This window comes from Undibacterium sp. 5I1 (genome assembly GCF_034314085.1).
In the GTDB taxonomy this organism is placed as follows: Bacteria; Pseudomonadota; Gammaproteobacteria; order Burkholderiales; family Burkholderiaceae_D; genus Undibacterium.
On the sequence record NZ_JAVIWI010000001.1, the window covers coordinates 2,822,666 to 2,848,166 of the forward strand.

Annotated in this window: 23 protein-coding genes; 8 read left to right on the forward strand and 15 right to left on the reverse strand. The window is 49.0% G+C overall.

The genetic code is table 11. The annotated features are described in order from the left end of the window. Nucleotides 1-101: 101 nt before the first annotated feature. Both RGU72_RS12415 and RGU72_RS12420 read right to left on the reverse strand, forming a co-directional pair. A complete protein-coding gene (locus tag RGU72_RS12415) occupies nucleotides 102-425 on the reverse strand; it encodes an AzlD domain-containing protein (RefSeq protein WP_322120027.1) in 324 nt (107 codons plus the stop codon). Then, a complete protein-coding gene (locus RGU72_RS12420) occupies nucleotides 422-1,255 on the reverse strand; it encodes an AzlC family ABC transporter permease (RefSeq protein ID WP_322120028.1) in 834 nt (277 codons plus the stop codon). The genes RGU72_RS12415 and RGU72_RS12420 overlap by 4 nt, the downstream gene beginning before the upstream one ends. Nucleotides 1,256-1,557: 302 nt before the next feature. On the opposite strand from RGU72_RS12420, the gene RGU72_RS12425 reads away from it, so the two are divergent. The 5 genes from RGU72_RS12425 to RGU72_RS12445 all read left to right on the forward strand — a co-directional run bounded on the left by RGU72_RS12425 (nucleotide 1,558) and on the right by RGU72_RS12445 (nucleotide 5,034). Beyond that, complete coding sequence (locus RGU72_RS12425; protein WP_322120029.1) at nucleotides 1,558-1,770, forward strand: zinc-finger domain-containing protein; 213 nt, start codon at nucleotides 1,558-1,560, stop codon at nucleotides 1,768-1,770. Nucleotides 1,771-1,904: 134 nt separating this feature from the next. Then, nucleotides 1,905-2,336, forward strand: a complete 432-nt coding sequence (locus RGU72_RS12430) for a nuclear transport factor 2 family protein (protein WP_322120030.1) — start codon at nucleotides 1,905-1,907, stop codon at nucleotides 2,334-2,336. A 44-nt stretch (nucleotides 2,337-2,380) separates the two neighbouring features. Beyond that, complete coding sequence (locus tag RGU72_RS12435; RefSeq protein WP_322120031.1) at nucleotides 2,381-3,337, forward strand: YheT family hydrolase; 957 nt, start codon at nucleotides 2,381-2,383, stop codon at nucleotides 3,335-3,337. Nucleotides 3,338-3,354: 17 nt separating this feature from the next. Further along, on the forward strand, nucleotides 3,355-3,966 hold the full coding sequence (locus RGU72_RS12440) for a DUF2946 family protein (protein WP_322120032.1): 612 nt from the start codon (nucleotides 3,355-3,357) through the stop codon (nucleotides 3,964-3,966). 93 nt (nucleotides 3,967-4,059) lie between these two features. Further along, nucleotides 4,060-5,034 (forward strand): phytanoyl-CoA dioxygenase family protein, encoded by a 975-nt coding sequence (locus tag RGU72_RS12445; RefSeq protein WP_322120033.1) that lies wholly within the window; start codon nucleotides 4,060-4,062, stop codon nucleotides 5,032-5,034. 54 nt (nucleotides 5,035-5,088) lie between these two features. On the opposite strand, the gene RGU72_RS12450 is transcribed toward RGU72_RS12445, so the two are convergent. The 3 genes from RGU72_RS12450 to RGU72_RS12460 form a co-directional block, all read right to left on the reverse strand. After that, nucleotides 5,089-7,428: a xanthine dehydrogenase family protein molybdopterin-binding subunit gene (locus RGU72_RS12450; protein ID WP_322120034.1), complete on the reverse strand. Its 2,340-nt coding sequence runs from the start codon at nucleotides 7,426-7,428 to the stop codon at nucleotides 5,089-5,091. After that, on the reverse strand, nucleotides 7,421-7,963 hold the full coding sequence (locus RGU72_RS12455) for a (2Fe-2S)-binding protein (RefSeq protein ID WP_322120035.1): 543 nt from the start codon (nucleotides 7,961-7,963) through the stop codon (nucleotides 7,421-7,423). Before RGU72_RS12455 ends, RGU72_RS12450 begins: the two co-directional genes overlap by 8 nt. A gap of 88 nt (nucleotides 7,964-8,051) precedes the next feature. After that, nucleotides 8,052-9,380: a cytochrome c gene (locus RGU72_RS12460; RefSeq protein ID WP_322120036.1), complete on the reverse strand. Its 1,329-nt coding sequence runs from the start codon at nucleotides 9,378-9,380 to the stop codon at nucleotides 8,052-8,054. A 559-nt stretch (nucleotides 9,381-9,939) separates the two neighbouring features. Here RGU72_RS12460 and RGU72_RS12465 point away from each other — a divergent pair. Together RGU72_RS12465 and RGU72_RS12470 are read left to right on the forward strand one after the other, a co-directional pair. Continuing rightward, nucleotides 9,940-11,217, forward strand: coding sequence for an MFS transporter (locus RGU72_RS12465; protein WP_322120037.1), 1,278 nt, complete (start codon nucleotides 9,940-9,942; stop codon nucleotides 11,215-11,217). A gap of 163 nt (nucleotides 11,218-11,380) precedes the next feature. Beyond that, complete coding sequence (locus RGU72_RS12470; protein ID WP_322120038.1) at nucleotides 11,381-12,592, forward strand: DUF2252 domain-containing protein; 1,212 nt, start codon at nucleotides 11,381-11,383, stop codon at nucleotides 12,590-12,592. Between the two features lie 512 nt (nucleotides 12,593-13,104). On the opposite strand, the gene RGU72_RS12475 is transcribed toward RGU72_RS12470, so the two are convergent. The 7 genes from RGU72_RS12475 to RGU72_RS12505 form a co-directional block, all read right to left on the reverse strand. Beyond that, nucleotides 13,105-13,296, reverse strand: coding sequence for a DUF4177 domain-containing protein (locus RGU72_RS12475; RefSeq protein WP_322120039.1), 192 nt, complete (start codon nucleotides 13,294-13,296; stop codon nucleotides 13,105-13,107). 239 nt (nucleotides 13,297-13,535) lie between these two features. Continuing rightward, a complete protein-coding gene (locus tag RGU72_RS12480) occupies nucleotides 13,536-14,024 on the reverse strand; it encodes an MgtC/SapB family protein (RefSeq protein ID WP_322120040.1) in 489 nt (162 codons plus the stop codon). Nucleotides 14,025-14,258: 234 nt separating this feature from the next. Next, nucleotides 14,259-15,890, reverse strand: coding sequence for a methyl-accepting chemotaxis protein (locus tag RGU72_RS12485; RefSeq protein WP_322120041.1), 1,632 nt, complete (start codon nucleotides 15,888-15,890; stop codon nucleotides 14,259-14,261). 457 nt (nucleotides 15,891-16,347) lie between these two features. After that, complete coding sequence (locus tag RGU72_RS12490; RefSeq protein ID WP_322120042.1) at nucleotides 16,348-17,253, reverse strand: serine hydrolase; 906 nt, start codon at nucleotides 17,251-17,253, stop codon at nucleotides 16,348-16,350. Between the two features lie 162 nt (nucleotides 17,254-17,415). Continuing rightward, nucleotides 17,416-17,946, reverse strand: a complete 531-nt coding sequence (gene pal / locus RGU72_RS12495) for a peptidoglycan-associated lipoprotein Pal (RefSeq protein WP_322120043.1) — start codon at nucleotides 17,944-17,946, stop codon at nucleotides 17,416-17,418. A 204-nt stretch (nucleotides 17,947-18,150) separates the two neighbouring features. Further along, the gene (locus tag RGU72_RS12500) at nucleotides 18,151-19,569 is read right to left on the reverse strand and encodes an ATP-binding protein (RefSeq protein ID WP_322120044.1); all 1,419 of its coding nucleotides are present in this window, start codon (nucleotides 19,567-19,569) and stop codon (nucleotides 18,151-18,153) included. Beyond that, a complete protein-coding gene (locus RGU72_RS12505; protein ID WP_322120045.1) occupies nucleotides 19,566-20,228 on the reverse strand; it encodes a response regulator transcription factor in 663 nt (220 codons plus the stop codon). Before RGU72_RS12505 ends, RGU72_RS12500 begins: the two co-directional genes overlap by 4 nt. 725 nt (nucleotides 20,229-20,953) lie before the next feature. Between RGU72_RS12505 and RGU72_RS12510 the strand changes: the two genes are divergently transcribed. Next, on the forward strand, nucleotides 20,954-23,152 hold the full coding sequence (locus tag RGU72_RS12510) for a prolyl oligopeptidase family serine peptidase (RefSeq protein WP_322120046.1): 2,199 nt from the start codon (nucleotides 20,954-20,956) through the stop codon (nucleotides 23,150-23,152). A gap of 89 nt (nucleotides 23,153-23,241) precedes the next feature. Here the strand turns inward: RGU72_RS12510 and RGU72_RS12515 are convergent, their stop codons facing one another. The 3 genes from RGU72_RS12515 to ssuC all read right to left on the reverse strand — a co-directional run bounded on the left by RGU72_RS12515 (nucleotide 23,242) and on the right by ssuC (nucleotide 25,501). After that, nucleotides 23,242-23,457, reverse strand: a complete 216-nt coding sequence (locus tag RGU72_RS12515) for a TOBE domain-containing protein (RefSeq protein WP_322120047.1) — start codon at nucleotides 23,455-23,457, stop codon at nucleotides 23,242-23,244. Nucleotides 23,458-23,564: 107 nt separating this feature from the next. Continuing rightward, on the reverse strand, nucleotides 23,565-24,410 hold the full coding sequence (locus RGU72_RS12520) for an ATP-binding cassette domain-containing protein (protein ID WP_322121633.1): 846 nt from the start codon (nucleotides 24,408-24,410) through the stop codon (nucleotides 23,565-23,567). 164 nt (nucleotides 24,411-24,574) lie between these two features. Next, nucleotides 24,575-25,501: an aliphatic sulfonate ABC transporter permease SsuC gene (gene ssuC, locus RGU72_RS12525; RefSeq protein ID WP_322120048.1), complete on the reverse strand. Its 927-nt coding sequence runs from the start codon at nucleotides 25,499-25,501 to the stop codon at nucleotides 24,575-24,577.

Consider the following 25,501-nt stretch of genomic DNA (forward strand, 5'->3'; position numbering starts at 1 on the left):
TGGAATTAGTGCACTTTATTGCAAATTTGCAATTAAATAGGGATTACGCAAAATTGTCGCTGCAACGCGGCTGGGGCATTTTTGCGTAAGCCCTATTAAAATCACAAGCCCAATCGGACATAGGTGTACACCGCCATCCCAAAGAAAATGGTCAACAGCATATTTCGCTTAACCAGAAAGAAACCACCTGCGGCGATGGCAGCGATTAATTTAGGGTTATCGAGCGCAATCGATAACTGGCCGTTGCTAAGCAACACATCCGGCACAATGATCGCTGCCAAGGCGCAGGCAGGCGCATAACGTAAGGCCTCTTGTACCCGTTTTGGCAAATTAATGTGATGCCCGACCAGCCAAAACGTACTGCGGGCAATAAAAGTCGCAACAGCCAATGCAAAAATAACCAGCCAGATTTCAAGGTCGCTCATCGTTTTTCCTCGTTGGTGGCAACAGATTGCGCGGCGGCACTGGGCTGAATTTCAGCCTTAATGTCAGTCTTGGTATCAGTCTCAGCATCAGTTTTATGTAATGATTCCAGCCACTCTTCCACCACCATGGCGGTGATCATTCCCACAATGACGGCGATCAGCAGCCCCAGCTTGTAAGGAAAATTAACGCTTACCAAGGCAACCACACTAGCCACGACCACACCTGCCAGGGCAGCCTTATTCATCACCAGCGGTAACATAACGCACAGGATTGCCAGCGTACCGGCAAAGCCCAAACCCCAACTCATCGGTACCTGGCTACCCAGTAAAATACCGATCAGCGACCCGATTTGCCATGCCGACCAGTTTGGCATGATCAGGCCCTTTAGATAGGCAAGCTTGTTTTCAAGTGTCACCACTGATTGCTCAGACGATACTTCTTCCTGAACATCAGAATGGGGAAAGCGCAGCATAAAAAATGCCACCGACACGTCACCGGAAAAATAACCCAGATAAGCGCGCACCCGTAAAGGCAAGCTAGAAAAATGCGGTGCCAGAATCGCAGAAAAAATCACAAATCGCAGATTAACGACCAAGGCCGTGGCGAAAATAACCCAGATGGGTGCATGCACAGCGATCAAAGGCAAAGACGCGAGTTGCGCAGAACCGGCAAACACCAGCAGCGTCATGCCAATAGCTTGTGGCACGGTCAAACCCGCTTTGATCATGGCAACGCCTACCACCAAACCCCATGCACCAATCCCAAACAAACTGGGCACGCCGATTTTAAGTCCCTCGCGGAAGGCGTGTTGCTTAGATTGAAAACTCATGGAGGACTTTGAAAAATCAGAAAAGGTGCTCATTTTAACGACGATAGCCAATCAATGCTGACAGCAATCGCTAAATCACTTCCGCCATCGAAGGGGAAACTTCTAAAAACCGCAAGGCACAGACGCCGCAATCCGTTAAAATCATGGGACTTTGTATAGTTTGTATATTTAAAAGACTTGCATAAAATTGTCCCAGTAAGGCGCAGCGACAAAGAAAGTACTTTAGTACCCTAAGTAACTAAAACCCGTCGCTGCAACGCAGCTGGAGCATTTTTGTGTAGGTCTTACCTCAGGAGAAATTTATGTCTGCAACCACATCCCCAACCAAAACCCCAGCCGCTGTCGTCGAACTACAAGCCAAGGATTTACCGGCGCACTGCCCAAATCCGGCGATGCCCTTATGGTCTTCCCACCCACGGGTTTATCTGGATTTATCCCATGGCGGCTCAGCGACTTGCTCTTATTGCGGCACCCAATATAAATTAGCGCCGGGCACTGTTTTAAAAGCGCATTAATATGGAAAATCAGGGAGTATAGGCATTGATAGCTCAATACTCCATAGAATGATTGGACAATACGACATTGTTTCCGTATACCCCAACCCAGTATAATTCATCATCCTCGCCGACAACCTCAAACAGAATCCATCATGCCAGCTAAAAAGCAATTGAACGGAAGTGCCGACGAGATTGAAAGCGCCTTTTATGACGCAATCAGTCGCGCTGATCTGGATGCCTTGATGGCATTGTGGGCGGAGGATGAGGAAATCGTCTGCATCCATCCCGGTGGTCCCAGATTGATCGGGCATGCGGCAATACGCACATCTTGGGAAGCGATTTTTGAGCGCGGCAGCGTGCACATCCGTCCAGCCCAGTTGCATGCCTCGCACAATATGCTGACAGCGGTACACAATATTATCGAGAACGTGCAGCAACATAACGACGTTGCGCCGGACGTGCATATTTTAGCCACCAACGTGTATGTCAAAACCCCGCGTGGCTGGCGGATTACGGCACACCATGCCTCGGTTGCCTCGGGAAAAGCACCTTTAGATTTGTTTAAAGCAAGCGTGCTGCATTAAAGGGAACATCAAATTTTTGTATCAGTCAGGCTAAACCTAAACACATGAAGTACAACGCTCCAAAATGGCTGCCGTCCGGCCACTTACAAACCATCTACCCTGCCCTGTATATCAGCAAACCCAAAGTCGATTTCCGGCGCGAGCGCTGGGACACGCCTGATGGTGATTTTATCGATGTGGACTTTGTTGACGGTCAGGCCGGACAGCCGTTTGTCGTGCTGTTCCATGGCCTCGAAGGCTCGAGCGACAGCCACTATGCACGGGCGCTGATGGCACTGATTAAAGAACGGGGCTGGTCTGGCGCGGTGCCGCATTTTCGCGGCTGCTCTGGCGAATTAAATCAAGCGCCGCGCTTTTATCACTCTGGCGATGCGCAAGAAATTGCCTGGGTAATTCAACGTCTGCAAGCAGCCTATAGCACGCAACATCCCGGTGGTAAATTCTACGCCGCCGGTGTCTCGCTAGGCGGTAACGCCTTGCTGCGCTGGCTGGGCGAATCACCGGATCAGGCGGCAATTGTCGATGCTGCTGTGTCGATCTCGGCACCATTGGATCTGGCGCAAGGCGGCGCGTCTTTATCCAGCGGTTTTAATATGCTGTACACGCGGATGTTTTTAAAAACGCTGAAGCCAAAGTGTCTGAAAAAACTGGACCAGTTTCCAGGCTTATTCAATCGCAACGCGCTGCTTGCTGCTAAAAATTTATATGAATTCGATAATGTCGTCACGGCGCCTCTGCATGGTTATCTGGATACCGATGACTACTGGAATCGCGCCAGCGCCAAACATGTATTGCCGGATATCCGTGTACCGACACTAGTGATGAATGCGCTGAATGACCCGTTTTTACCTGGTCACCATTTACCGCACAAGGCCTCATCACATGTTACGCTGGACTACCCTAAACATGGCGGCCATGTCGGCTTTGCAGTGGGCAAACCACCTGGCAGTTTGCATTGGCTGCCAGAAAAAATATTGCATTTCTTCGAACGGGGTCGTTAGAATTTTGAAGGTAGCTCATGGATGACATCGTCAAAGCCGCATTACAAAAATGGCCGAATGTACCGCATTGCTTCGGCTGGCTGGCATTGGATGCGCGTGGTCACTGGCGCATGCGGGATGAGCGCGCACAAGCGCAGCATTTGCCCGGCGATAAGATCGTTAACGTTGCCTTGCTCGGTTTTATCAATCGTAATTATCAGCATGATGAACAAGGTCGCTGGTATTTTCAAAACGGTCCGCAACGGGTCTATCTGGATTTGGAAGCAACGCCGTATATCGCCAGAGTAACGCCGCAAGGTTTGGTCTTGCACACCGGCGAGGCGCTGACTCATTTACAGCACGCCTATCTGAGTCAGCAAGGGACATTATTTTTACTAGCGGCAGATCAGCTGCTGGCGCAAGTTGATGACAGAGATATGGCAAGCTGTCTAGAATGGATCAGAGTGAACGGTCAACCAGTCAGTGATGAGTCGCTGATGACATGGCTGGATGAGGCTGGGAATGATATTGCGCCTGTACCAGCACTTGAATTACTAGTGCCAGGACAAGTTGCCATGCCGATCAAGCGAGGAAGTTTGTCCGGCTTGATGGCAGAATTCCACTATATCAGTTCGCCTATGGCTGACTGAGGACGATGGTTGGTTAGCATGCGCGAACATTTTTAATGTCTATTGAGACTTAGTTATAAAAATTCATCAGAGTAAGCAAATAGGAAACACGCAATGCCCACGGATACCGCTGCATTTGAACAGAATATCAACACTAATGAGCAAGGCAAGCACTTGGCTACAAAAGGCCAAACTACCCAGCTAAAAGACATACAGAAGACGAAGCCCTTGCGGGTTCTGAGTGAAGCCGACTGGCAGCATTGGGTGACCAAGGGTTACGTGATTATTCGTAAGGCGGTTCCACCGGAAAAGACTGCGGCAGTGGTCAATATGCTCTGGCAGTTTAGGGAAATGAACCCTGTTGATGATACGACCTGGTACCCGCCGCACCTGAGCGAACAGCAGGCAAGAGAACTGAGTAATTCAGGCATGGTGGAAGTGTATAACCACCAGTCTATGTGGGATACACGTCAGCATCCTCGTGTCTACGATGCGTTTGTTGATATTTGGGACAGAGAAGACTTATGGGTGACGATTGATCGCGCCAATGTGAATCTGCCTGACCGTGACACCAAAATATCGGGTCAAGTTGATGGATTTATCCATTTCGATGTGGATGTATCAAAGCGACCGTTGCCCATTTCTGTACAAGGCGTACTTTCGCTGCTAAAGCAGGATCTGGAGGTTGGCGGGTTCCAGTGCGTCCCCGGCATATTTGCACAAATCGATACCTGGTGGAACTTTCAACCAAAAGACAGCAATCCGTTCCAACCCGATACGACGAATTACGAAATCATTACCCCCGAGCTGGATGCAGGGGATCTGGTAATCTTTAACAGCTTGCTAGCTCATGGCGTTCGTCAGAATCGATCTGAGAACCGGGTTCGCATGGCGCAATATATAGCGATGTCGTCTGCAGATGTTGAGGATGCGCCTTTGCGGCAGGCTCGCATACATACTTGGTCTGAGCAAACCCATCCTACAGAAGATCCATTCCCCGGAGACCCCCGAGGATTTGAGAAAAAACACTTTGCGCGTGCTCAGTTAAATCCTTTGGGTCGCAAACTGCTTGGATTAGATGCCTGGTAAAAACCAGATGCTGTTTTGCATCAGGCATATCAACGATTAATCTAAGTAATCAATCTAAGCCTTTTTACCCAATGCTGCCAAAATCGCCTCTGCACGCATTGGTAAATGTCGCATTCTGACGCCAACTGCAGCAAAAATTGCATTGCCAATTGCAGGGCCAACGACAGTGGTTGGTGGCTCGCCCATGCCGGTTGCGGTCTCTGTGCTGCTGATAAATTCGAACTCCATCTCTGGCACATCCGCCATCCGCAAAGGTGTATAGGAATTTAAATTCGTGTCCCGGACTTCGCCATTTACAAACGTTGTACCCTCGTGCAATGCCATGCTCACGCCCCACAAAGCGCCGCCCTCGGCCTGTGCCAGCGCGCCATCTGGATGAATGATGGTGCCAGCGTCGATCACCATAACGAGTTTCTCCACCTTAACCACACCAGTTTTACGGTCTACTTTGACGCGTGCTACACACGCAGTCCAGGTCGGCATGTCGCGCTCTTGCCCAAAGGTGCTGGCAATGCCCATTCCAGTATCAGGCGGCATTGCCGATCCCCAGCCCGCCTTTTCGGCAGCACGTTTAAGTACATTGGCCAAGCGCGCTGCACCGCCAACGGCGTTCGGTGCGCTGCCCACGTTGATCCCTTTGGCGTCCAGCATCGATAATCTGAATGCTAGCGGATCGGCCTTGATCAGCTGCGCTGCCTCGTCCATAAAACTCTCTACCGCCCAGTTCGTCCAGCCAGGTCCCACTGATCGCAACCAGCCCGGACGAAACGTGCTGTTCGCCAGATCATTGGAAATCGCCCGTACCCGATGCGCGCCCACGGTGTACCAATGATCAGCACCAGAGATAGAAAATGGATCGTAAGGCTTGCCATCTTTTCCCTTGGCTAAAAATGCGGGAATCATCACCTGCGTCGGCCAACCAGCGCAGGCATGATGCTCCATCGCTGTCACGGCATTATTCTCGCCAAACGCCATTCGCACATGCTGAATCGATGCCGAGCGGGGCGAATCAAAACGTGCATCATCAGCGCGGGTACAAAGCATTTTGACGGGACGCCCCATCGCTTTGGCAGCCAGCGCAGCAGGAACGGCGTAGTCACCATTTAAGCGACGACCAAAACCGCCGCCTAACAAATAGGTATGCAATATGACCGAAGTTTCGGCCACACCGAGCGCCTTAGCTAGAGTTGGAAGTATCAGCGATTGCCACTGGTTGCCGGTATGAATATGCCAGACGCTATCTTTAAATAGAGCGACCGCGTTGACCGGTTCCAACTGAAAATGCAGCACGGTACTGGTGGTGTAATCTTGCTCCAGCGTTTGCTTGGCTTTAGAAAAAGCATCTTCAACACCGCCATCAGCAACGACCAGCGTACCAACTGCTTTATCGGCAATCAGCTTAGTGCCATGCGCGATAATGTCGTCTTCTGATACGGTGGCAGCGGCACCGGCGCTCCATTTAATATTGACTAATTCTGCCGCACGATTGGCAGCGCTAAAAGAATCAGCAAACACCATGACCCAGCCAGGCACGGTGTCTGACGGATCGTCTAATGCGATCGATTTGATATACCCTTTGATCGCTTTGGCGGCAGAATCATCTATCGATACGACCTTGGAGCCATTGCGCGTAGGCGGCAAACGTGGTCTGGCGTAGACCATGCCCTCGATCACAGCATCAATTCCGTACACTGCACTGCCATTGGTTTTGGCGGGGATATCGATTGCTTGCAATGTCAGATCAGCATGCCCAATCAAGCGCCGTTGCTCGGGCGTTTTGAGAACGATGGCTTTGAGTTGCTCTGGTGAATATTTGCGACTGAGATTGCCTTTGCGAATGATGTCGGCATACGATATCGTCTTGCTACCGGCACGCACAACACCGTCGCGTGCTTCACAGGCATCTACTGACGCGCCCATGAGTTTAGCGCCCTCTTCGATCAGCGCAATTCTACCAGCGGCACCGGCACGGCTGAGTGCCTCAAAACTTTGCCAGACCGACCAGCTACCACCGGTGACCATGGTGCCCCATTTAGGATCGCTGTCTACATAATGTAAGCGGATGGCATCCCAGCTGACTTCCAATTCATCGGCGACGATACGCGCTAATGCGGTACCGACATGCTGACCCATTTCTGCTTTGGCGATATTCACAGTGACCATACCATCACGATCCATCTCAAACCAGATGGTGGGATCAAACATCGGCAGAATAGATTTTTTACCGGTTGTAGCCGCCAAGTCAGTATCAGCAAATGACATGTCAGCCCGCAAAAACGCCAGCGTAAATCCAGCGCCTGCAGCGGTGATCATAAAGCTGCGACGCTGTAGAGATATTTTCTGATTGTCTGCTTGCGCTTTATTGGACAGAGCCTTGGGTAACTTATTAAGCATGGGTCTGCTCCTGTTTTGTTTCTTGCACGCCCGTACTTTGCGTACCTTCGGCAGCTAGCTTGATCGCTTTACGAATCCGCACATACGCCATGCAGCGACACAAATTACCGCTCATTACTGCATCAATATTGGCGTCGGTCGGGTGCGGATAATCTTTTAATAAAGTCGCCGCCTGCATAATTTGTCCTGACTGGCAATAACCGCACTGCGGTGCCTGAGTCGCTATCCATGCGATTTGCAGCGGATGCTGACCGTCTGCACCGGAGCCAGTGCTTCCACCTAAGCCCTTTCCACCCAAGCCTGCACCCAGCCCTTCTATCGTCGTGATCTGCGCATCCGCCACGGCGCTGACTGGTGTAATACAAGAGCGGACCGCACGGCCATCCAGATGCACCGTGCAGGCACCACACATGCCTATACCGCAACCAAACTTGGTACCTTTTAAACCGATTTCATCCCGGATTACCCAGAGCAAAGGCGTCGCTGGATCAACATCGACGGTGACGGATTTACCATTGACGGTCAATTTATTCATGCTGGTCTCGTTTCACGAAATAGGTTCGTTGTAAAAGCTGATTAACAATTTGCTGACTAAAGTTGATAGAAAACTCGCTAAGCAACATTTATTCGGATTTTGAAGATTTACGTAGCTTTGCTACCGTCACATCTACCGCAGGCCAAGGCGCAAGTTCGGTGCGGCTACGGCGTAAATAGCTTGCAATTTGCGCGATATCGTCATCGCTCATAGTTGCGGCAAAACCCGGCATGACCAGACTGGGTTGCGCCTCACGCTTAGCGATGCCATGCAAAATTACCTGTATCAGATTGGTCGGCTCCGCCGCAGTCAATGCACTATTCAGACCAAGCTCTGGCCGGATAGCGGATGGTTTGCCGTTGCTGTTAGAGTGACATGAGGCACAGGCGGCAAGATATAGATTAGCGCCATGGTCATTGTATTGACCGCCGACTTGCGAGGACTTTGACATGATTTTTGCCAGCGTAGCTTCCGATTTGATCGTATCAAGGCTCAGCAATTTAGACTGTTTGGCGTCGGGTGAACTGCCATTCATATCCGCAAAATAAATCGCCATCGCGCGGATGTCGCTGTCCGGCGCTTTGGCCAGACCGTCATAGATCACGCCCGCCATCGGACCTGATGCAGTGCCGTGCAAAGCAGTCATGCCGCTGCGCAAGTAGGTATAAATCTCATCCTCAGTCCAGGGTAAAGGCGCGGTATTGGCATCAGTTAAAGCAGGTGCAAACCATGCGTCAATATTGGCACCGAGGTAAGGTGAATTTTTTAGCTCCGCACCCAACTTGTTGCGTGGCGTATGGCAGGCAGCGCAATGAGCAACGCCCTCAGACAAGTAGCGGCCACGATTCCAATCGACGCTTTTACCGACCTCGGTTTCGTAACTGGCTTTTTTGAAATAAAGCAGCTTCCAGCCGGCTTGTAGCGGGCGCAAGCTGAGAGGGAATGGCACGGTATTGGCAATGGCCGGAGCGACAACCGGCGGGCGGGTCATCAAATACGCATACAGCGCAGTCACGTCTTCATCTGTGATCGTGGTGAAATGGGTATAGGGGAAAGCCGGGAACAAATGCGCGCCATCAGCACGCACGCCTTCGTGCATAGCACGCTTAAATGCCTCTTGCGACCAGGTACCGATGCCGGTCGCCGGGTCTGGCGTGATGTTGCTGGAATAAATTGTGCCGAATGGTGTTGCCAGGCCGTAACCACCCGCAAATGCTTTGCCGCCTTTGGCCGTATGGCAAGACGCACAATTACCCAGACCTGCCAGCACCGCACCTTTTTCTACTAACTGCGGAGAAAAGCTGTTGGCTGCGGGAACCGGAACAGCTGCCAATGAAGGCCGCCAGAATGCGCCATAAACACATAAAGCAGCGACAATCATGGTCGCTACCAGAGAAAGTAAAATTCGTCTTAGCAAGGCGGACTCCATTGATGTTGTGTTGAATTTGCGCTGAACATGAGCTGAACATGAGCTGAATATGAGCTGCACTACCATTACATCTGCACTAAGACTTGATTACCTGCGCAGAGGCAATATGTGATGTCGCTATAGCCATAAGAACTGATGATAAGAGTGGCGTAGCTACATGTATGTCTGCTACCGAACACAAAAGGGCTTAAGTTAGGACTTATCGGAACTTCTAAAAATCCAGTCGCGTTGCGCTCAGGTATCGTTTTTAAAAAAGCGCCCGGCAATAATGGTTGCGCCCATTGCTACGGGTTTTCACTTACTACTTTCTGACACACTGGGCAATAGTCGCTCAGCTATAATTGCCGCCTATCACTCTGGACAAGAATCTAGGGGATGCGAAGCGTAACTCTTCGCAGAGCGTTGATATAACAACTGAGTTAGTAGCCGGATTAATATCAAGCACGTTAGCTAATACAGTAACTTAGCCAGTCGCTCAAATAACAGTTGGCATACCGGTTTATCCTTTGCCAACAATAAAATAGTTTTACTCTTAAAGGGACAGCAAATGGAGACTGCAGCACCACGCCAATCGCAGCTCGGGATGGTTTTCCGCGTCACTAGCGGCAACTTTCTGGAGATGTTTGATTTCTTCCTGTTCGGCTTTTACGCCACCTATATTTCCAAGACGTTCTTCCCTGCGGCGGATGACTTCAGTTCGCTGATGTTTACCTTTATGACGTTTGGCGCGGGATTTTTAATGCGTCCGCTAGGCGCGATTATACTGGGCGCCTATGTCGACAGAATTGGTCGTCGCAAAGGTCTGATCACTACTCTCGCCATCATGGCGTCGGGTACGGTGTTAATTGCGTTTGTACCGGGCTACGCCACCATCGGCATACTCGCACCAATCCTGGTCTTGATCGGTCGCTTGCTGCAAGGCTTTTCCGCTGGTGTAGAACTGGGCGGCGTATCGGTCTACTTGTCAGAGATGGCTACCCCAGGACATAAGGGTTTTTATGTCAGCTGGCAATCCGCCAGCCAGCAAGTTGCCATTATCCTGGCAGCCGCGCTGGGCTATGGTTTAAACCATTGGCTGTCGCCAACGGAAGTGGCTGACTGGGGATGGCGTATTCCATTCGCGATTGGCTGCATGATCGTACCGTTTATCTTTTTGATCCGTCGCTCTTTGCAAGAGACGACAGAATTTCTGGCTCGCAAACATCGCCCGACGACAGCGCAGATTTTCCAATCCATGAAGAAAAACTGGGGCATCATCGTCGCAGGCATGATGCTGGTATCGATGACGACAGTATCGTTTTATCTGATCACGGTCTATACACCAACCTTTGGCAAAACTGTTCTGAAATTAACTACCAAAGATAGCTTGGTAGTGACCTTCTGTGTCGGCATTTCTAACTTCATCTGGCTGCCTATTATGGGCGCATTATCTGATCGGGTTGGTCGTCGTCCTCTACTGGTTTTTTTCACCGTATTAACTATCTTGACTGCCTATCCAACCATATATTGGCTGGTAGCTGCACCAAGTTTTGACCGCATGTTGATCGTTGAGTTATGGCTCTCCTTCTTATATGCCAGTTATAACGGCGCAATGGTAGTAGCCTTAACCGAAGTGATGCCAGTTGATGTGCGTACGGTCGGCTTCTCGTTTGCTTATAGTTTAGCGACCGCCATTTTTGGTGGATTTACACCCGCCATCGCCACTTGGGCGATTGAGGTCACTGGCGATAAAGCGGCACCTGGCTTGTGGATGACGTTTGCTGCCATTTGCGGTTTGGTTGCTACACTTGTGCTATACCGCCGTAAGAGTGCGGCGACTGCATAAAGCTTCAACCATCTGTCAGCAAGGCTGGCGAAATGCAATATCCTTAAAAGCCGTTCAGCACATCACTGAGCGGCTTTTTTTCGTAACAAATATTAAGTTTTTCAGATTTGGTAATGTGTCTGCAATATGATGAATCTTATTAATTTAAATAATTAAAAAAATTATGCAAAATGTCGTCGATCACATTCTTAACTTTAATGCCGGGCGGGATTCTGAACGTCTAACGATGAAGTATCGCAACATGCGGCAGGATGCTTTTGTTTTTTTGCGTGGCACCTGTCATCTGTTTTATGCCCGCTTGCCTAAACATAAGCTCTTGCAACAAGCGCCGCTGGCATGGTGTTGCGGCGATCTGCATCTGGAGAATTTTGGCAGTTATAAGGGCGACAATCGCCTCGCCTATTTTGATATCAATGACTTTGACGAAGCAGCACTGGCACCGCTAAGCTGGGATTTAATTCGCGTACTTGCAAGCATTTTAGTTGCTGCACCTACGCTCGGCCTGACGGGTACCAACGCCAATGCGCTATGCAAAATTTTTCTAGAATCCTATAGCTGCGCATTGGGCAATGGCAAGAGCTATTGGATAGAACGCGACAACACCACTGGCATGGTGCATCAGCTATTAGATAGTTTAAAACACAGGCAACGCGTAGACTTTTTAAACAAACGTAGTGTAGTCGTCGGAAAAAAGCGCCAACTGATTATTGATGGAGTGCATGCCTTAGCGCTCACACCAAAACAGCGCAAACGGATTACCGAATGGATGGCCGCTTTTGCAGAAAAACAGGCAGATAAAAAATTCTTTAAAGTGATTGATGTCGCCAAGCGCATCGCAGGTACAGGTAGCCTCGGCGTGGATCGTTACATCTTGCTGGTACAAGGCAAAGGCAACCCGGACAATAATTATTTACTCGACTTAAAACAATCATTACCATCTTCACTGGTTCCCTACCTTGGTAATTTCAGCAAACTACAACCCGCATGGAAAAGTGAAGCAGATCGTACCGTCACATTACAACGTCGCATGCAAGCAGTATCGATGGCGTTTTTACAGCCCGTCCATGTGGGCAAACAATCCTATATTCTGCGTGCCTTACTACCGACGGAAGACCGCGTCGCACTAGCTAAAGCTAAAACCTCAACGCAAGAATTACAAGATGTAATCAAAATTATGGCTGGCCTGCTAGCCTCAGCACACTTACGTAGTTCTAGCCGACAAGGTTCTGCCATCGCAGATGAATTGATCGCCTTTGGACAACAGAAAAAATGGGGAAAGCAAATGCTGACTCTAGCGCAAGGAGCTGCTGCACAAGTCAATCAAGATTGGCAGACTTATTGCAAAGCATATGATGCTGGTGATTTCGAGTGCTGATAATTAAGAATCGCAGCTGAGTTCCGAGACCCCAGCATTCGCAAAAAATATTACGACTTTTTTTCTGAGAAAAAAGCACCAACAAAACAAATAAGCATTCCGATTGGTACAGTGAAGAACGAGAATACAAACGCGGGCGTCGCGAACCCTATAAGCCAATCAAAACTAATGCCAAAAGCTGTACACCCACCTGCAGCCCCCCCGATCCACCAAGACTACAACCGGGCATCAACGACGAGAGACTGGCTGTAACAATAAAGGCTGCAGGGCATATAGCTGCGACGATTAGCCCAACTTTTAATGAGTTTCGTGACATTTTTTCGCTTAATTTGTTTTAATTTGTAGTAACCAAACGGTCAGCGTACTTTGAAAGCGTAGTGCATCTTTTGTTCAAGTGATTATAAACGGGTAAAGTTCAGCCAGCCATAACTGGTTGATAAAAGTAAATTGCCGCCGGTGGTCAATTTTAGGGAAATGAGGCTATCCTGCGAATGACTTTAAATGGCATATATCTAAATTGCGCGTTTGAATGTCAAAACGGGCGAAATAGCATGTCGCGCACTAAGCCCCTCCATAGCCACCAGTTCCCAGCCTTGCTGCCCCATGGAATTTAATTTATCTTCAACTACTTTCAAGTCAAACTGCCTCGTCCAAAAGTTACGTTTCGCATGTACCGAAACAATTTTGTATTCCCACTTGTTCATGATTCTCCTTAATAATTTTTTATTGTGAATGTGGTAAAAAATATCGCATTTCTGCTAAGGCGATATATGATTGCTTCTGCCTTTTTACCATCACAAAAAACTCCAACGAATCTGACAATCCTATTCATTTCAGGTCAGAGTCACTACAAATAACAAGCAGATTTAAATCGCATTGTAATTAACAACCTGCCCCTCAATAATGAACACTCATCATCGAGCTGGCGAATTTGATTTTAAATTTACTCTTCGTGACGAGTGATTGCAGCTTTTTCTTCTGCGCTTTTATCCAGCCATTTTTGATGCAACATTCTTTCTAATGGCCGGCCGATCAAAAACAGCATTAATACAATAATCATCGCTACACCGGCAATTTGCCATGATCCCATACCGCATACGATCCCCAGTGCGGCGGTTACCCAAATAGAGGCGGCGGTGGTCAGTCCGCGAACCTTGTCATTCCCTGCTTCATGAATGATCACGCCAGCGCCCAAAAAGCCAACGCCAGTAATTACACCCTGAATCACGCGGCTCACCGCGGATGGATCATATTTACCTTGCGACAGCGAAAAATCCATACTCGCCATGGTTAATAGCGAGGCGCCCAGCGCCACTAGACCTAGTGTTTTAATCCCGGTTGGCTTGCCATGTAAATTGCGATCTAGCCCGATGATGCAACCGACCAGCACAGCAGATAAGAGTCGAAATGTGATTTCACGATAATCAATCATAGAAATTTTTATTGTTAGAGTTAAGGGATATAAAGCTTAACAGTATGCGGCAGGATTGTGAGCCATACTGACGCTGTCGATAGATAAAATTTAGGCGCATCAAGCGGATGCGCCTAGCAACAATCTAAAAAAATAATCCTGTTTTTGGATTTCTTTGCAACTGACAAAACTAAGTACGCACCGCCAGACGACAATCTTCTATCCGCCTGAAGTTACCCTGAGATCAGTCTGAGATCAGCCGGGAATCAACTTTAGATTTGATCCGATCCGCTTCGTCGCCGCTGCCTGATTCGTATTTTTATGCGTCACAAACACACTGACCACGGCAGTTAAATGCTGCGCCTGCTCTTGCAAGGATTCGGTTGCTGCCGCTGCTTGTTCGACCAACGCTGCGTTCTGCTGGGTGACGTTATCCATCTGGCTAATTGCCTGACTGATTTGCTCTATCTCGGTATTTTGCTCATGATTGGTCGAGTTGATTGTGATCAAAACGTCGCTGACGCGTTTAACGCTCTCGACCACTTCTACCATCGTATTACCAGCCTGATTCACCAGCACAGCGCCCGCCTCTACCTTGCTGACAGAATCGTTAATCAAGGTTTTAATTTCTTTAGCAGCACTGGCAGAACGCTGCGCCAGATTGCGTACCTCGGAGGCGACCACCGCAAAGCCGCGTCCTTGCTCACCAGCTCTGGCGGCCTCTACTGCGGCATTTAAAGCGAGGATATTGGTTTGAAAAGCGATGCCATCAATGACCCCAATAATATCCACAATCTTTTTGGAAGACTCGTTAATCGACGCCATCATCTCGATCACCTGGCTGACTACGGATCCACCTTTGGAGGCGACTTCAGACGCGACAATTGCCATGCGACTAGCTTCACTCGCATTGCCGGCATTTTGTCGGACATTGGAAGTCAGTTCCTCCATAGAAGATGCTGTTTCTTCTATCGAGCCGGCCTGTGCCTCTGTTCGTGCAGATAAATCTAGATTACCGGTAGCGATTTCTGAGGATGCCTCATGAATAGCATCCGTACCGCCGCGCACCTCGTTGACGATATTCGACAGACTCTGGTTCATTTCTTTGAGGGACTTCATTAATAGACCAATTTCGTCCGTACCGTTGACGGTGATTTTTGATGTCAGATCACCCGATGCTGCGGTTTGCGCCATGTTGACTGCCTGAAGGAGTGGTCTGGTAATGCCACGGATCAGCCAATAAGTAATCGTGCCACCCAACACCAAGGCGAGCAAAATACCACTCCAGAGTAAGCGGGAAGAAAACTGATAACGTGCCTGAGCATCTTTTTCTGATTCTGCGACCAGGCTGTCCGCCTTCGCCAAAATAAAATCTACAATGCCATCAATTTTTTGGGTTGGCGGTCTGTCCATACCATTAACCAAGGTATCAACGATATGCGCACTATTTTGATCCGCCTGATCGTATTTTTTAAGTGCATCGAGGTATTTCCCCTGTAGTTCCTGGTGCGTAGTCAGCGCCTCATCCACCATCTTGGTATCTAAATCGAGTTGCGCGAATAGCTTCTTCAATTGCTGAAGATTGGTTTGTGTCACTTCACTTTGCTTTACAAAAGCTTCGGAATATTTGGTGAAGTTGGCGGGATCATTGCCGCGTAGTAGCAGATTTTTCCATTCTTGCACTTGCTTCTTAAATTCAACCTGAGCTTTTCTGGCGGTATTCACGGTTTGCGTCAGCACATTGTCTCTGTGCATGTTCGCAATATTGGTCGTACTGCTAAGGCTCAGTGCGCTTTGACCACCAATACCAATACTCACCACTGCCAAAAGAAGAATGCCAGACAAGGCACCCAACTTCACTCCGATTTTAATATTAGCGAGCTTCATTTGATTTCCTCTTTGCAAGAAAGAACATCGAACTACTTAAGTCAGGACTGATGCAAACTAGCATACAGCATGCCACGAAGCATCATATTTGAAGTCCGAATATATTTATCAAGCAGTTTGGTTTGTGCAATTGTTGTCGCACGGAAAATACAATTATGACTGAATTCAGAACCGAAACTTTAAGCGAAAGTTGGTCATGAAAAATAGCACTCTTTTGCAAAAAGTACATTGACGTAAGCCGCTACAGATTTGCATAAATGCACGGGGCGGCTATTCAGCAAGATATGTAAACAGGAGGTTGCAACGAGAAATCAGACTTTGCCATCAATATACTCGCCATGGGTATATTTAAATTATCCATACAATCATTGGACAATCAGGCATATTTAAGAAAAATAATGGGGAGTATATTTAACCGATATTTTCCATCAGGTGCGCCAACGGCGCACTAACGGTACTATCGGAGTGGCGGAACGATTGCCTCGGCAGACATAACGACAGGCTGTGCATCAGGATGTTTTGCTAAAAACCGGCGGATATTTAAGGCGTCTAAAAAGCGGGAAGAACTGGCTCTGGCGTTCAGCAACACTAAGGTCGCCTTTTTACCGGCAAGCTTAAAGCGCATGATCAGGCAATTGCCTGCCTCATTAGTAAAGCCGGTTTTAGACAAGAGAATATCCCAGCCTTTGCTGCCAACCAGACGATTGGTATTGTGGAAATTGACGTTACGTCCGTTGATCTTGATCAAATCAGATTGGTCTGTCGTAATATCGGCAATCTCAGGGTAACGGGAGGCGGCTACTGCCATTTTGATCAAATCTGCGGCAGTGGAAGTGTTGCCCGGCGAGAGTCCTGTAGGCTCATTAATCACCGTGTTGGTCATGCCTAAAACTTTAATTTTTGCTTTGACCGCCGCGGCAAATGCAGCAGTGCCGCCAGGATAAGTGCGGGCAAGCGATGCGGCGGCACGGTTATCGGACGACATCAGCGCTAGTTGTAAGACATCGCTTCTGGCAAGCTTGGCACCGACGGGCACATGAGAAGAACTGTGTTTAAGCATATCGACATCGGCCAGTTCTATGGAGATTTTCTCATCCATATTAGGCTTGCTGTCCAACACGACCATTGCCGTCATTAGCTTGGTTAAAGAGGCAATCGGGACGATATCTTTGGAATTTTTTTCCAGCAAAATCCGGCCAGTACCATCCTCCACCACGATCGCATGTTGCGAGCCAAATGGCAGGGTGCTGGCGTCTTTGCTATGAGAGTTTGCAGCGTTTGCAAAGCTAGCTAAGCTGGTGAACTGTACGGAGAAGAGAAGTACGAGAAAGGAAATGACGCGCAGCGAAATCAAATTATTCATTTAGGAGATTGTCATCTGAAGAATTACATCTGAAAAATTACTAAAGCTCTGGTCAGAGCCTAACCGGAAAACCTTTATACGATTTTCCGGTTAGTTTAATGCAGAAAGAGTTGTAAATTCAACTGTCGAACGTAGTGTTACAAATCACCAACTACTCACGACTTATTTTGCTGTGTAAACGATATCAGCACGGCGATTTTCTGCCCAGGATGCTTCATCATTACCAGTCGCTTTTGGCTTTTCTTTACCGTAGGATACTGCTTCCATTTGGGCTTCTGGCGTTCCCAGCAAAGCCATCGCTTTGCGAACTGCCTCTGCACGTTTTTGTCCCAGTGCGAGGTTGTATTCGCTGCCGCCGCGCTCATCGGTATTGCCCTGGATCAGAATTTTCCGGGTTTTACTGCTCGCAACATACTTGGAGTGTGCATCAACCACGCCGCTAAATTCTGGCTTGACTGTGTATTTATCAAAATCAAAATAGACGCTGCGTTTCGACAAAATATTGTTTGGATCGTTTAAAGGATCGACCGTCGGTGCGACGACCGTTGCTACTGTGCGCGTGTCTGGAGCGGTTGGTTTTGGTGTTGCGGCAACGGGTTCTGTAGGTTTGTCAGCGACTTTGACTGGTGAGCTGCACGCTGCTAAAAGAACAGCACCAGAGACGATAGTGGTGAAGGTGGCAATAGCGCGCATGTAAATTTCCTCTAAAAGTCAGTTTGAATTAATGGTGTTTGGATGAATTTAAAGTTTGAATACCTTGCTAAAGCGCCGATCTTTTGCGCCGTTGAACAACCGGTATCATCTTTAAAGACCGCCAATGATCCAATAAAAGACTTAGGCGAAACTTAAATGGACTCTGTTTTTTAAAAAAAATTATTGTTGATACGACGAGTAATCTCAGTCAGGCAATGCGGGAAAGTCGATCTGCACAGACAAACCACCAAGCTTAGAATCTGCCAAGCTGATCGTCGCTTTATGTCGGTCTGCAATCGTTTTAGCAATCGCTAATCCAAGTCCGCTACCGCTGGGTGAGGTACCCGGTACACGATAAAACCGATCGAAGATTCTCGTACGTTCTTCCGGTCGGATACCGTTGCCAGAGTCCTGGATAGTCAGTGTGATTTTATTCGCCGTGGCTAGGATATCAAGTTGTACTTGTCCAGATTCAGGAATATAGCGGATGGCATTGTCCAGCAGATTACAAATCATGATGCGCAAGCTATCGGCATTGCCCAAAATATCAATATCCGGTTCTGAGTTTGATCCCGAATCCATTAGCGTGCTGCTATCCAATTGGATATGGCGAGACAACGCGAAAGGGCCGAGGTCTGAGATCGCCTGCTCAACGCAAGAGGTCAATGCAATCCTGCTCAGCTCACCATTTTGAGAAGACGGATCTTGCCTTGCCAGCGCCAGCAATTGCTCTACCAATCGGGAGGCGCGATCAACGCCGCCCAGTAAGCGCCCCACTGCTTGCGAAATCGCAATATCATCTTTTGAACGTGACAGAGTTTGTACTTGTAAGCGCAGTGCCGTGATCGGCGAACGCAATTCATGCGCGGCATCTGCCACAAATCGCTGCTGCGATTGCAATGCCTGTAGCATGCGCGCCAGCAAAGAATTTAGTTCGGTTACTAGTAGGGATACTTCTTCTGGCACCCCGGTATCGGATACCGGCTCTATCGAATCGGCATTTCGGTTAGCCAACTCTAATCCGATCCGGTTCAGCGGCGCAAGTGCCGCTGTCACCAACCACCAAGCCGCGACAAACAATAACAGCGATACCGGAATAATCGGCCACAGCGAGCTGGTGACCAAGGACAAAGCACGGTTGCGACGCGCATCAATTTTTTGGGCGATTTGCACTACGTGATTATCGGCCTGTGCCGCGTAAATCCGCCATTCGCCATTTTCCAGATTGACCGTGGAATAGCCCAATGGCGCTTGCTTTGGCAGAAAACGATAGGTGTGCGATTGATAGACACGCACGCCTTTGTCGGACCAGACTTGTACGACAAAATCAAAACTATTACTTTCGATTCCAGGCATCGTATGCCACTGCGCCTCCTCAAAATCTCTGTCTTGTAAAGCCAGCGCCATTTGCTGCATGTGATAATCAAATAGTTTATTCGCCTGCCGCATCGCTGCCTGAAATGACGTCGCAAATTGCAGCGCCGCGGCTAGAAAAATCGCAACGCCAAATAACAAAATCAGACGGACCCTTAAGGACCGAAAGGTGCTAAATGACCGAAGCGAGCGGAATACGGACGACAAGCGCGTCACCTTGACAGGCTTACCAGGCTTGATCGGCGTCATTGGCTTTTCTCCAGCATATAGCCGACACCACGCACATTGACGATAAATTTTTGACCGAGTTTTTTGCGCAGGCCATGGATATACACTTCCACCGCATTGCTTTCTACCTCGCCCGACCAGCCAAATAAGCGTTCTTCCAACTGGCCGCGGGATAAAATCGCACCGGGTCTGGTGATCAGCGCATCGAGAATAGCCCACTCCCGCGAAGACAAAATCACTTGTCCCTGGCTATTGCTAACCTCTTTGGTAATCGCATTGATTAGCACATCGCCATGTTGGTAAAGAGGTTCAACCCGTCCGCGGGCACGGCGCACCAGCGCATGTAAGCGTGCGATCAGCTCATCCAGATCAAACGGCTTGACCAGATAATCATCGGCACCGTTATGCAAACCCAACACACGCTGCGGGACGGTATCTCGTGCTGTCATCACCAGCACAGGGATCGCGTCTCCGCGGGAACGTAGCTGGCGCAAAATGTCCATGCCGTCACGTGAGGGCAAGCTCAGATCGAGTAGCAAGGCATCGTAGGCGTGCTGATGTAAGGCATTTTCTGCGGCGGCACCATCGGTCAGCCAATCCACCAAAATCGCCTCACCTTCCAGCGCGATCTGGATATTTTCGCCAATCATAGGGTCGTCTTCGACTAACAGAACTTTCATATTTTCTTAAAATGTTTGCGGCAGATTAGGCAGCTAGTCAGATCGCTAGCAATGTGCGGATTGTAAGCGAATCGCAAAAACGAACGATGCATCGTCATTTTTTTCATGCCATTGTCGAGCAGCGTCTTTCGATTACCCCATCCCGTTGCTAGCTTGCGACTCATCGTTCGGCGGACACCGATGAGCATGCCAATCAATTACAAAAAAACAACAACATCCAAGTAATTGGCAAGAACCGCAAGCTAAGCCGAACGCCATCCGGCAAACAGTCTCATCGCCATCATTGATCCGATCAAAGTGCGCCATATTTCATATACTCCCCTTACTTTTTATAAAAATACCATCATTGTCCAATTAATATATGGACAATTTAAAATACTCCCATGCAGTATAAATTAATAGACTCTAGTAACGCGCTAGTTTGCTTGCATCTTTGTTCCTCAATTCTTCCCTGCCAGCATCAACTTCATTTGCGCCAGAGCATCCAAAGCTTGCTCCGAAGAACATCATTTTGTTCGATGAATCAATATATTAAAAGACGCTTGATAAACTCTTTTAGTTGCAATATATTTAACAAATTAAATGACTCAGTGAAGCATCGCTGGGATTTAAGGGTGGCAATTCTGGTTCCATGTGTTGTGGTTTGTGTCCTCCCGTTTTGGTTTCAACACACCTAAGCAGACTCATTTTTTCAATTGTTCTTTTCAATTTTTTGAGGAAAACGCATGAACACAGTGGACAACTCCCCCTCCCTTAAACGACGCACGCTGCTGAGCGCCGCGGTCAGTCTGTTATTTGTCTCGGGCAGAACATTCGCTGCCGATAGCAGTGCGGGCAAAGCCATGCTGGCGATGGCACCGATTGCAAAAAAAGAACCGGTTACCGATACCTATTGGGGCATGCAAATTGTTGATCCCTACCGCTGGATGGAGCAAAAGCCTGCAAGCGCTGAATGGACTACCTGGCTTAAGGAGCAGAATAATTACACCCGGGTCGCGCTAGAAGCCTTGCCAGCCAAAGCCTCATTCATGAAGTCGCTAGAGACCTATACCAAAGCAGTGGACACACTGGGCTTTATACAATCCGCCGGCGATAAATTATTTATCTCGAAGCGAGTCATTGGATCGCAAGTAATCGCGCTGTTTGTCAGAGATGGCGGAGGCAAAGAGCGTTTACTCTTTGATCCCTCAGCCGGTGTAGAAGCCGGAAAACCCACACGTACGATGGATTATGCGATGCCCTCGCCAAGCGGCGATTATGTGGCTTATGGCGTCTCCGAGGGCGGCTCAGAAATGACTGCTAGCTACATCCTCAACGTCAGTACGGGTGAAACAACAGAAGTGAGCCGTATCTTTTCACGCGGTACTGGCTGGACTGGTGACGGTAAAGGATTTTTTTATTACCGTCTGAGAGCTGATGCGGTTCCCGGTACCCTGGAATTTGGCAAAGGTGGCAGTTGCTGGCTGCATCGTATTGGTCAAGCCGGCAAGGATGTTGAGTTATTTCGCAGCGGCGAAGGGCCAGACTTTGAAGAAATTGAAGACGACCAGCCGCATCTGGCAAGTGCGCCACACAGCAAATGGGTTCTGGCTAGCCATGTTTGCAACGGCAATGAAATCGCCTCCCTCTATGTGTGCCGCTATGATGATTTGTTGAAGGGATCACCAGCATGGCGCAAAGTCGCCAACCGCAAAGATGGCGCACTACAAGCCAAACTTGTTGGCGACGATATCTATGTTCTCGCCAACGGACGGGCTGATCGCGGTGAGATTTACAAATTCACCGCCCAAAACGGTAAGATCGACGCTACGACTAAAGTGATCAGCCAAGGCAGCTTCGTCATCAACGAATTTGTCACTGCAAAAGATGGCGTCTATGTCCGCACCTTTGAACATGGTGTTAGTGGATTGATGCGGCTCTCAGCCAAGGGCAAACTCGATAAAATCAACATGCCGATGCAAGGTTCAGTATGGAGCATGGCAAGCAATCCTGATCATACCGGTCTCTGGTATCTGATCGACGATCTGACAACGCCTGCTACCTCCTATTATCTGGACGGAAAGATGCTCACATCTACCAGCGTGGAACTGGTCAAAGCGCCGCCCTACAGCACCAAGAATTTTCTCACCACCCGCACCTCGGTCAGCGTCAGAGATGGCACAAAAGTACCGGTGGAGATTTTATCGCGCAAAGATACGCAACGCGATGGTCACCGACCCGTGCTGTTGATCGCTTATGGTTCTTACGGCTCTATTCTGGATCCTGGCTATAACAGTTCGATGCTGTCTTTGTTAGATGCTGGCGGGCTCGTCGTATATGCCCATGTGCGCGGCGGTGGCGAGCTTGGTGATGATTGGCATCGCGCCGGACAAAAAGCGACCAAGCCTAATACCTGGCGGGATGCGATCGATGTCGCAGAATTTTTGATCAAAGAAAAATGGACCTCGAAACAACAGGTCGCTCTGTGGGGTACCTCGGCTGGTGGGATCATGGTGGGACGAGCAATGACGGAACGACCTGATCTCTTTGGCGCTGCCATCGGAGAAGTTGGCGCATTCAATACCTTACGGTTTGAACTGACCTCCAATGGTCCGGGCAATGACGCCGAGTTTGGCACTGTAAAAAAGGAAGACGAGTTCCACGCGCTACTCGCGATGGATTCGTATCATGCAGTACGCGATGGGGTCAAATATCCGGCCACTTTGTTACTCACGGGTGCAAATGATTTACGCGTAGAGCCATGGCAGATCGGTAAATTCGCAGCGCGTCTGCAAGAAGCCAACGCGGCCAGCACCCCTATTTTGCTCAGAGTAGACTATGACTCTGGCCATTTCGCCACGAGCCGTAAATATGCGATGGAAAAGTATGCAGATATTTTCAGTTTCGTTGTGAATTATTGCAATACTACCAGCGCCAGAAGCTAACCTCACCAACAACGATAGTAAGCAGAAATCAAAAGCCCAGGCATCTGTTGATAGACACCTGGGCTTTTTGTGTTTAATGCAAAAAGAACTTATAACTTAGCGATGGATACCTCAGTCGCCTTCACCAGCGCGACCACTTCCGTGCCGATGACCAAGCCCAAATCTTTGATTGAGCGTGTCGTGATGACAGAAGTCACGATCCCTGCCGGGGTTTCCACATCGACTTCAGAGACCACAGACCCCTCGATAATCGCTTTGATTTTGCCGCGAAATTGATTACGTACATTGATTGCCTGTATGCTCATCATAACTCCTGTGAAGATGAATAAGAGGATACTCCCCCATTAAATTACAAAAACCACCAGATTGTCCAGACAATACCTGGACAATTTAAAATACCCACTACCAGTATCTAAATCGCCCAACTCACCTGACTGACTGTGCGCAATAAAGAAACATCACCTAATGTATTGTCCCGCTCCCCATCTACTACAGGTGCCGGATGACGTAAAACCCGTTTTAAAATCCGTTCCTCCAATTCGGCAAACGCTGGATTACCGCGCGCCCGTGGCCTGGCAAAACTCACCCGTTCATCCAAGGTGATCTGACCGTCTTCAATCAAAATCACCCGATCAGCCAAGGCGATCGCCTCTTGCACATCATGTGTCACCAGCAAAGCGGTAAAGCCACGCTGCAACCATAATTCTTCAATCAGACTTTGCATCTCGATGCGGGTTAGTGCGTCCAGCGCGCCTAAGGGTTCGTCCAACAGCAACAACTCTAGCTCGTGTACCAAGGCGCGTGCCAAGGCAACGCGCTGACGCTGACCGCCAGACAACACGGATGGCCATTCTGTCGCACGTTCCGACAATGCGACTTTTTCCAGCGCGTTTTTTGCGGCTAGCGCACCCTTGTTTTTATCCAGACCCAGCGCGACGTTGTTAAGCACATTCTTCCAGGGGAGCAAGCGTGAATCCTGAAACATCACGCGGGTCTCCGGCTTTTTTTGACCCTGATTAAAACGGATCTCACCGCCATCAGCTTTTTCCAGACCAGCGACTAGCCTTAACAAGGTACTCTTACCGCAACCGCTCCGACCAATCACGGCAACAAATTCACCCGCTTTCACATCCAGACTCAGCGCTTTTAATACTTGTCTTTCGCCATAGACTTTTTGGATTGCGCGCAGCTGTATTGCAGCGCCTTTAGTTTTAGCTTCTTGCGGATTCGGTACGCCAGACGGCTCTGGCAAAGGCATTTCTTCAGGCCATTGAGCGGCAGCAGCGTCGGTCCAATCTGCATCAAGTTCTTTCTTCAGCGCCGTAATATTGTTGACACTATTCACAGTCAATCCATTGCTTGGCGGGCGATGTGCTAAGGCAGCATTTTCTATCACTCGTTTTGGTGTCAGTGCATGAGCAGTCATGAGGTTTTCCTTTGATAGCCGGGATGCCAGCGCAACCAGTAATGTTCTAATCCACGAGATAAGACATCTGCCAGCTTTCCCAGTAAGGCGTATAAGAGTATGCCGACCAATACCACATCCGTTTGTAAAAATTCACGCGCATTCATCGTCATATATCCAATCCCCGCCTGCGCTGAAATTGTCTCTGCCACGATTAATAAGACCCAGACCAGGCCAAGTGAAAACCGCACTCCGACCAAAATCGATGGCAACGCACCCGGCAAAATCACATCACGATACAGCGGCCAGCCTGACAGTCCATAGCTTTGCGCCATTTCAATCAAACCCTTGTCGACCGACCGAATGCCATGAAAAGTGTTCAGATAGACCGGGAAAAAGACCCCGATCGATACCAAAAATAACTTTGCACTCTCTTCAATTCCAAACCACAAAATAACCAATGGAATGAGTGCCAGAGCGGGAATATTGCGTATCATTTGCAAGCTCGTATCCAGCAAAGTCTCTGCAATTTTGAAGCTACCCGTGAGCAAACCGAGCAGCAAACCCAAGCCACCGCCGATGAAAAAGCCGGATGATGCGCGCCATAAACTGGTTTTCGTATGCAGCCATAAATCACCAGAAACCGCAAGCGTCCAGAAAGCCTTTGCGACCGCCCACGGCTCCGGCAAAATTCGACTGGACAACCAGCCAACCTGAGCCGCAAATTGCCATAGTCCGATTAACAGTACTGGGACTACCCACGGTAAAAATGAACGCAGTGAACTCCCCAGCAATGATTTGGCATGCCGGATCACTGTGTGGCTAAGCACACCAAATCCGTCTTCGGCTAGCGAACTAGAGGTCGGTGACTGCTGACGAAAACGGGACTGTACGCCGTTCGCAAAAACGACCTCATCGGACACTTCCGTGATGAAGGGCTCCAT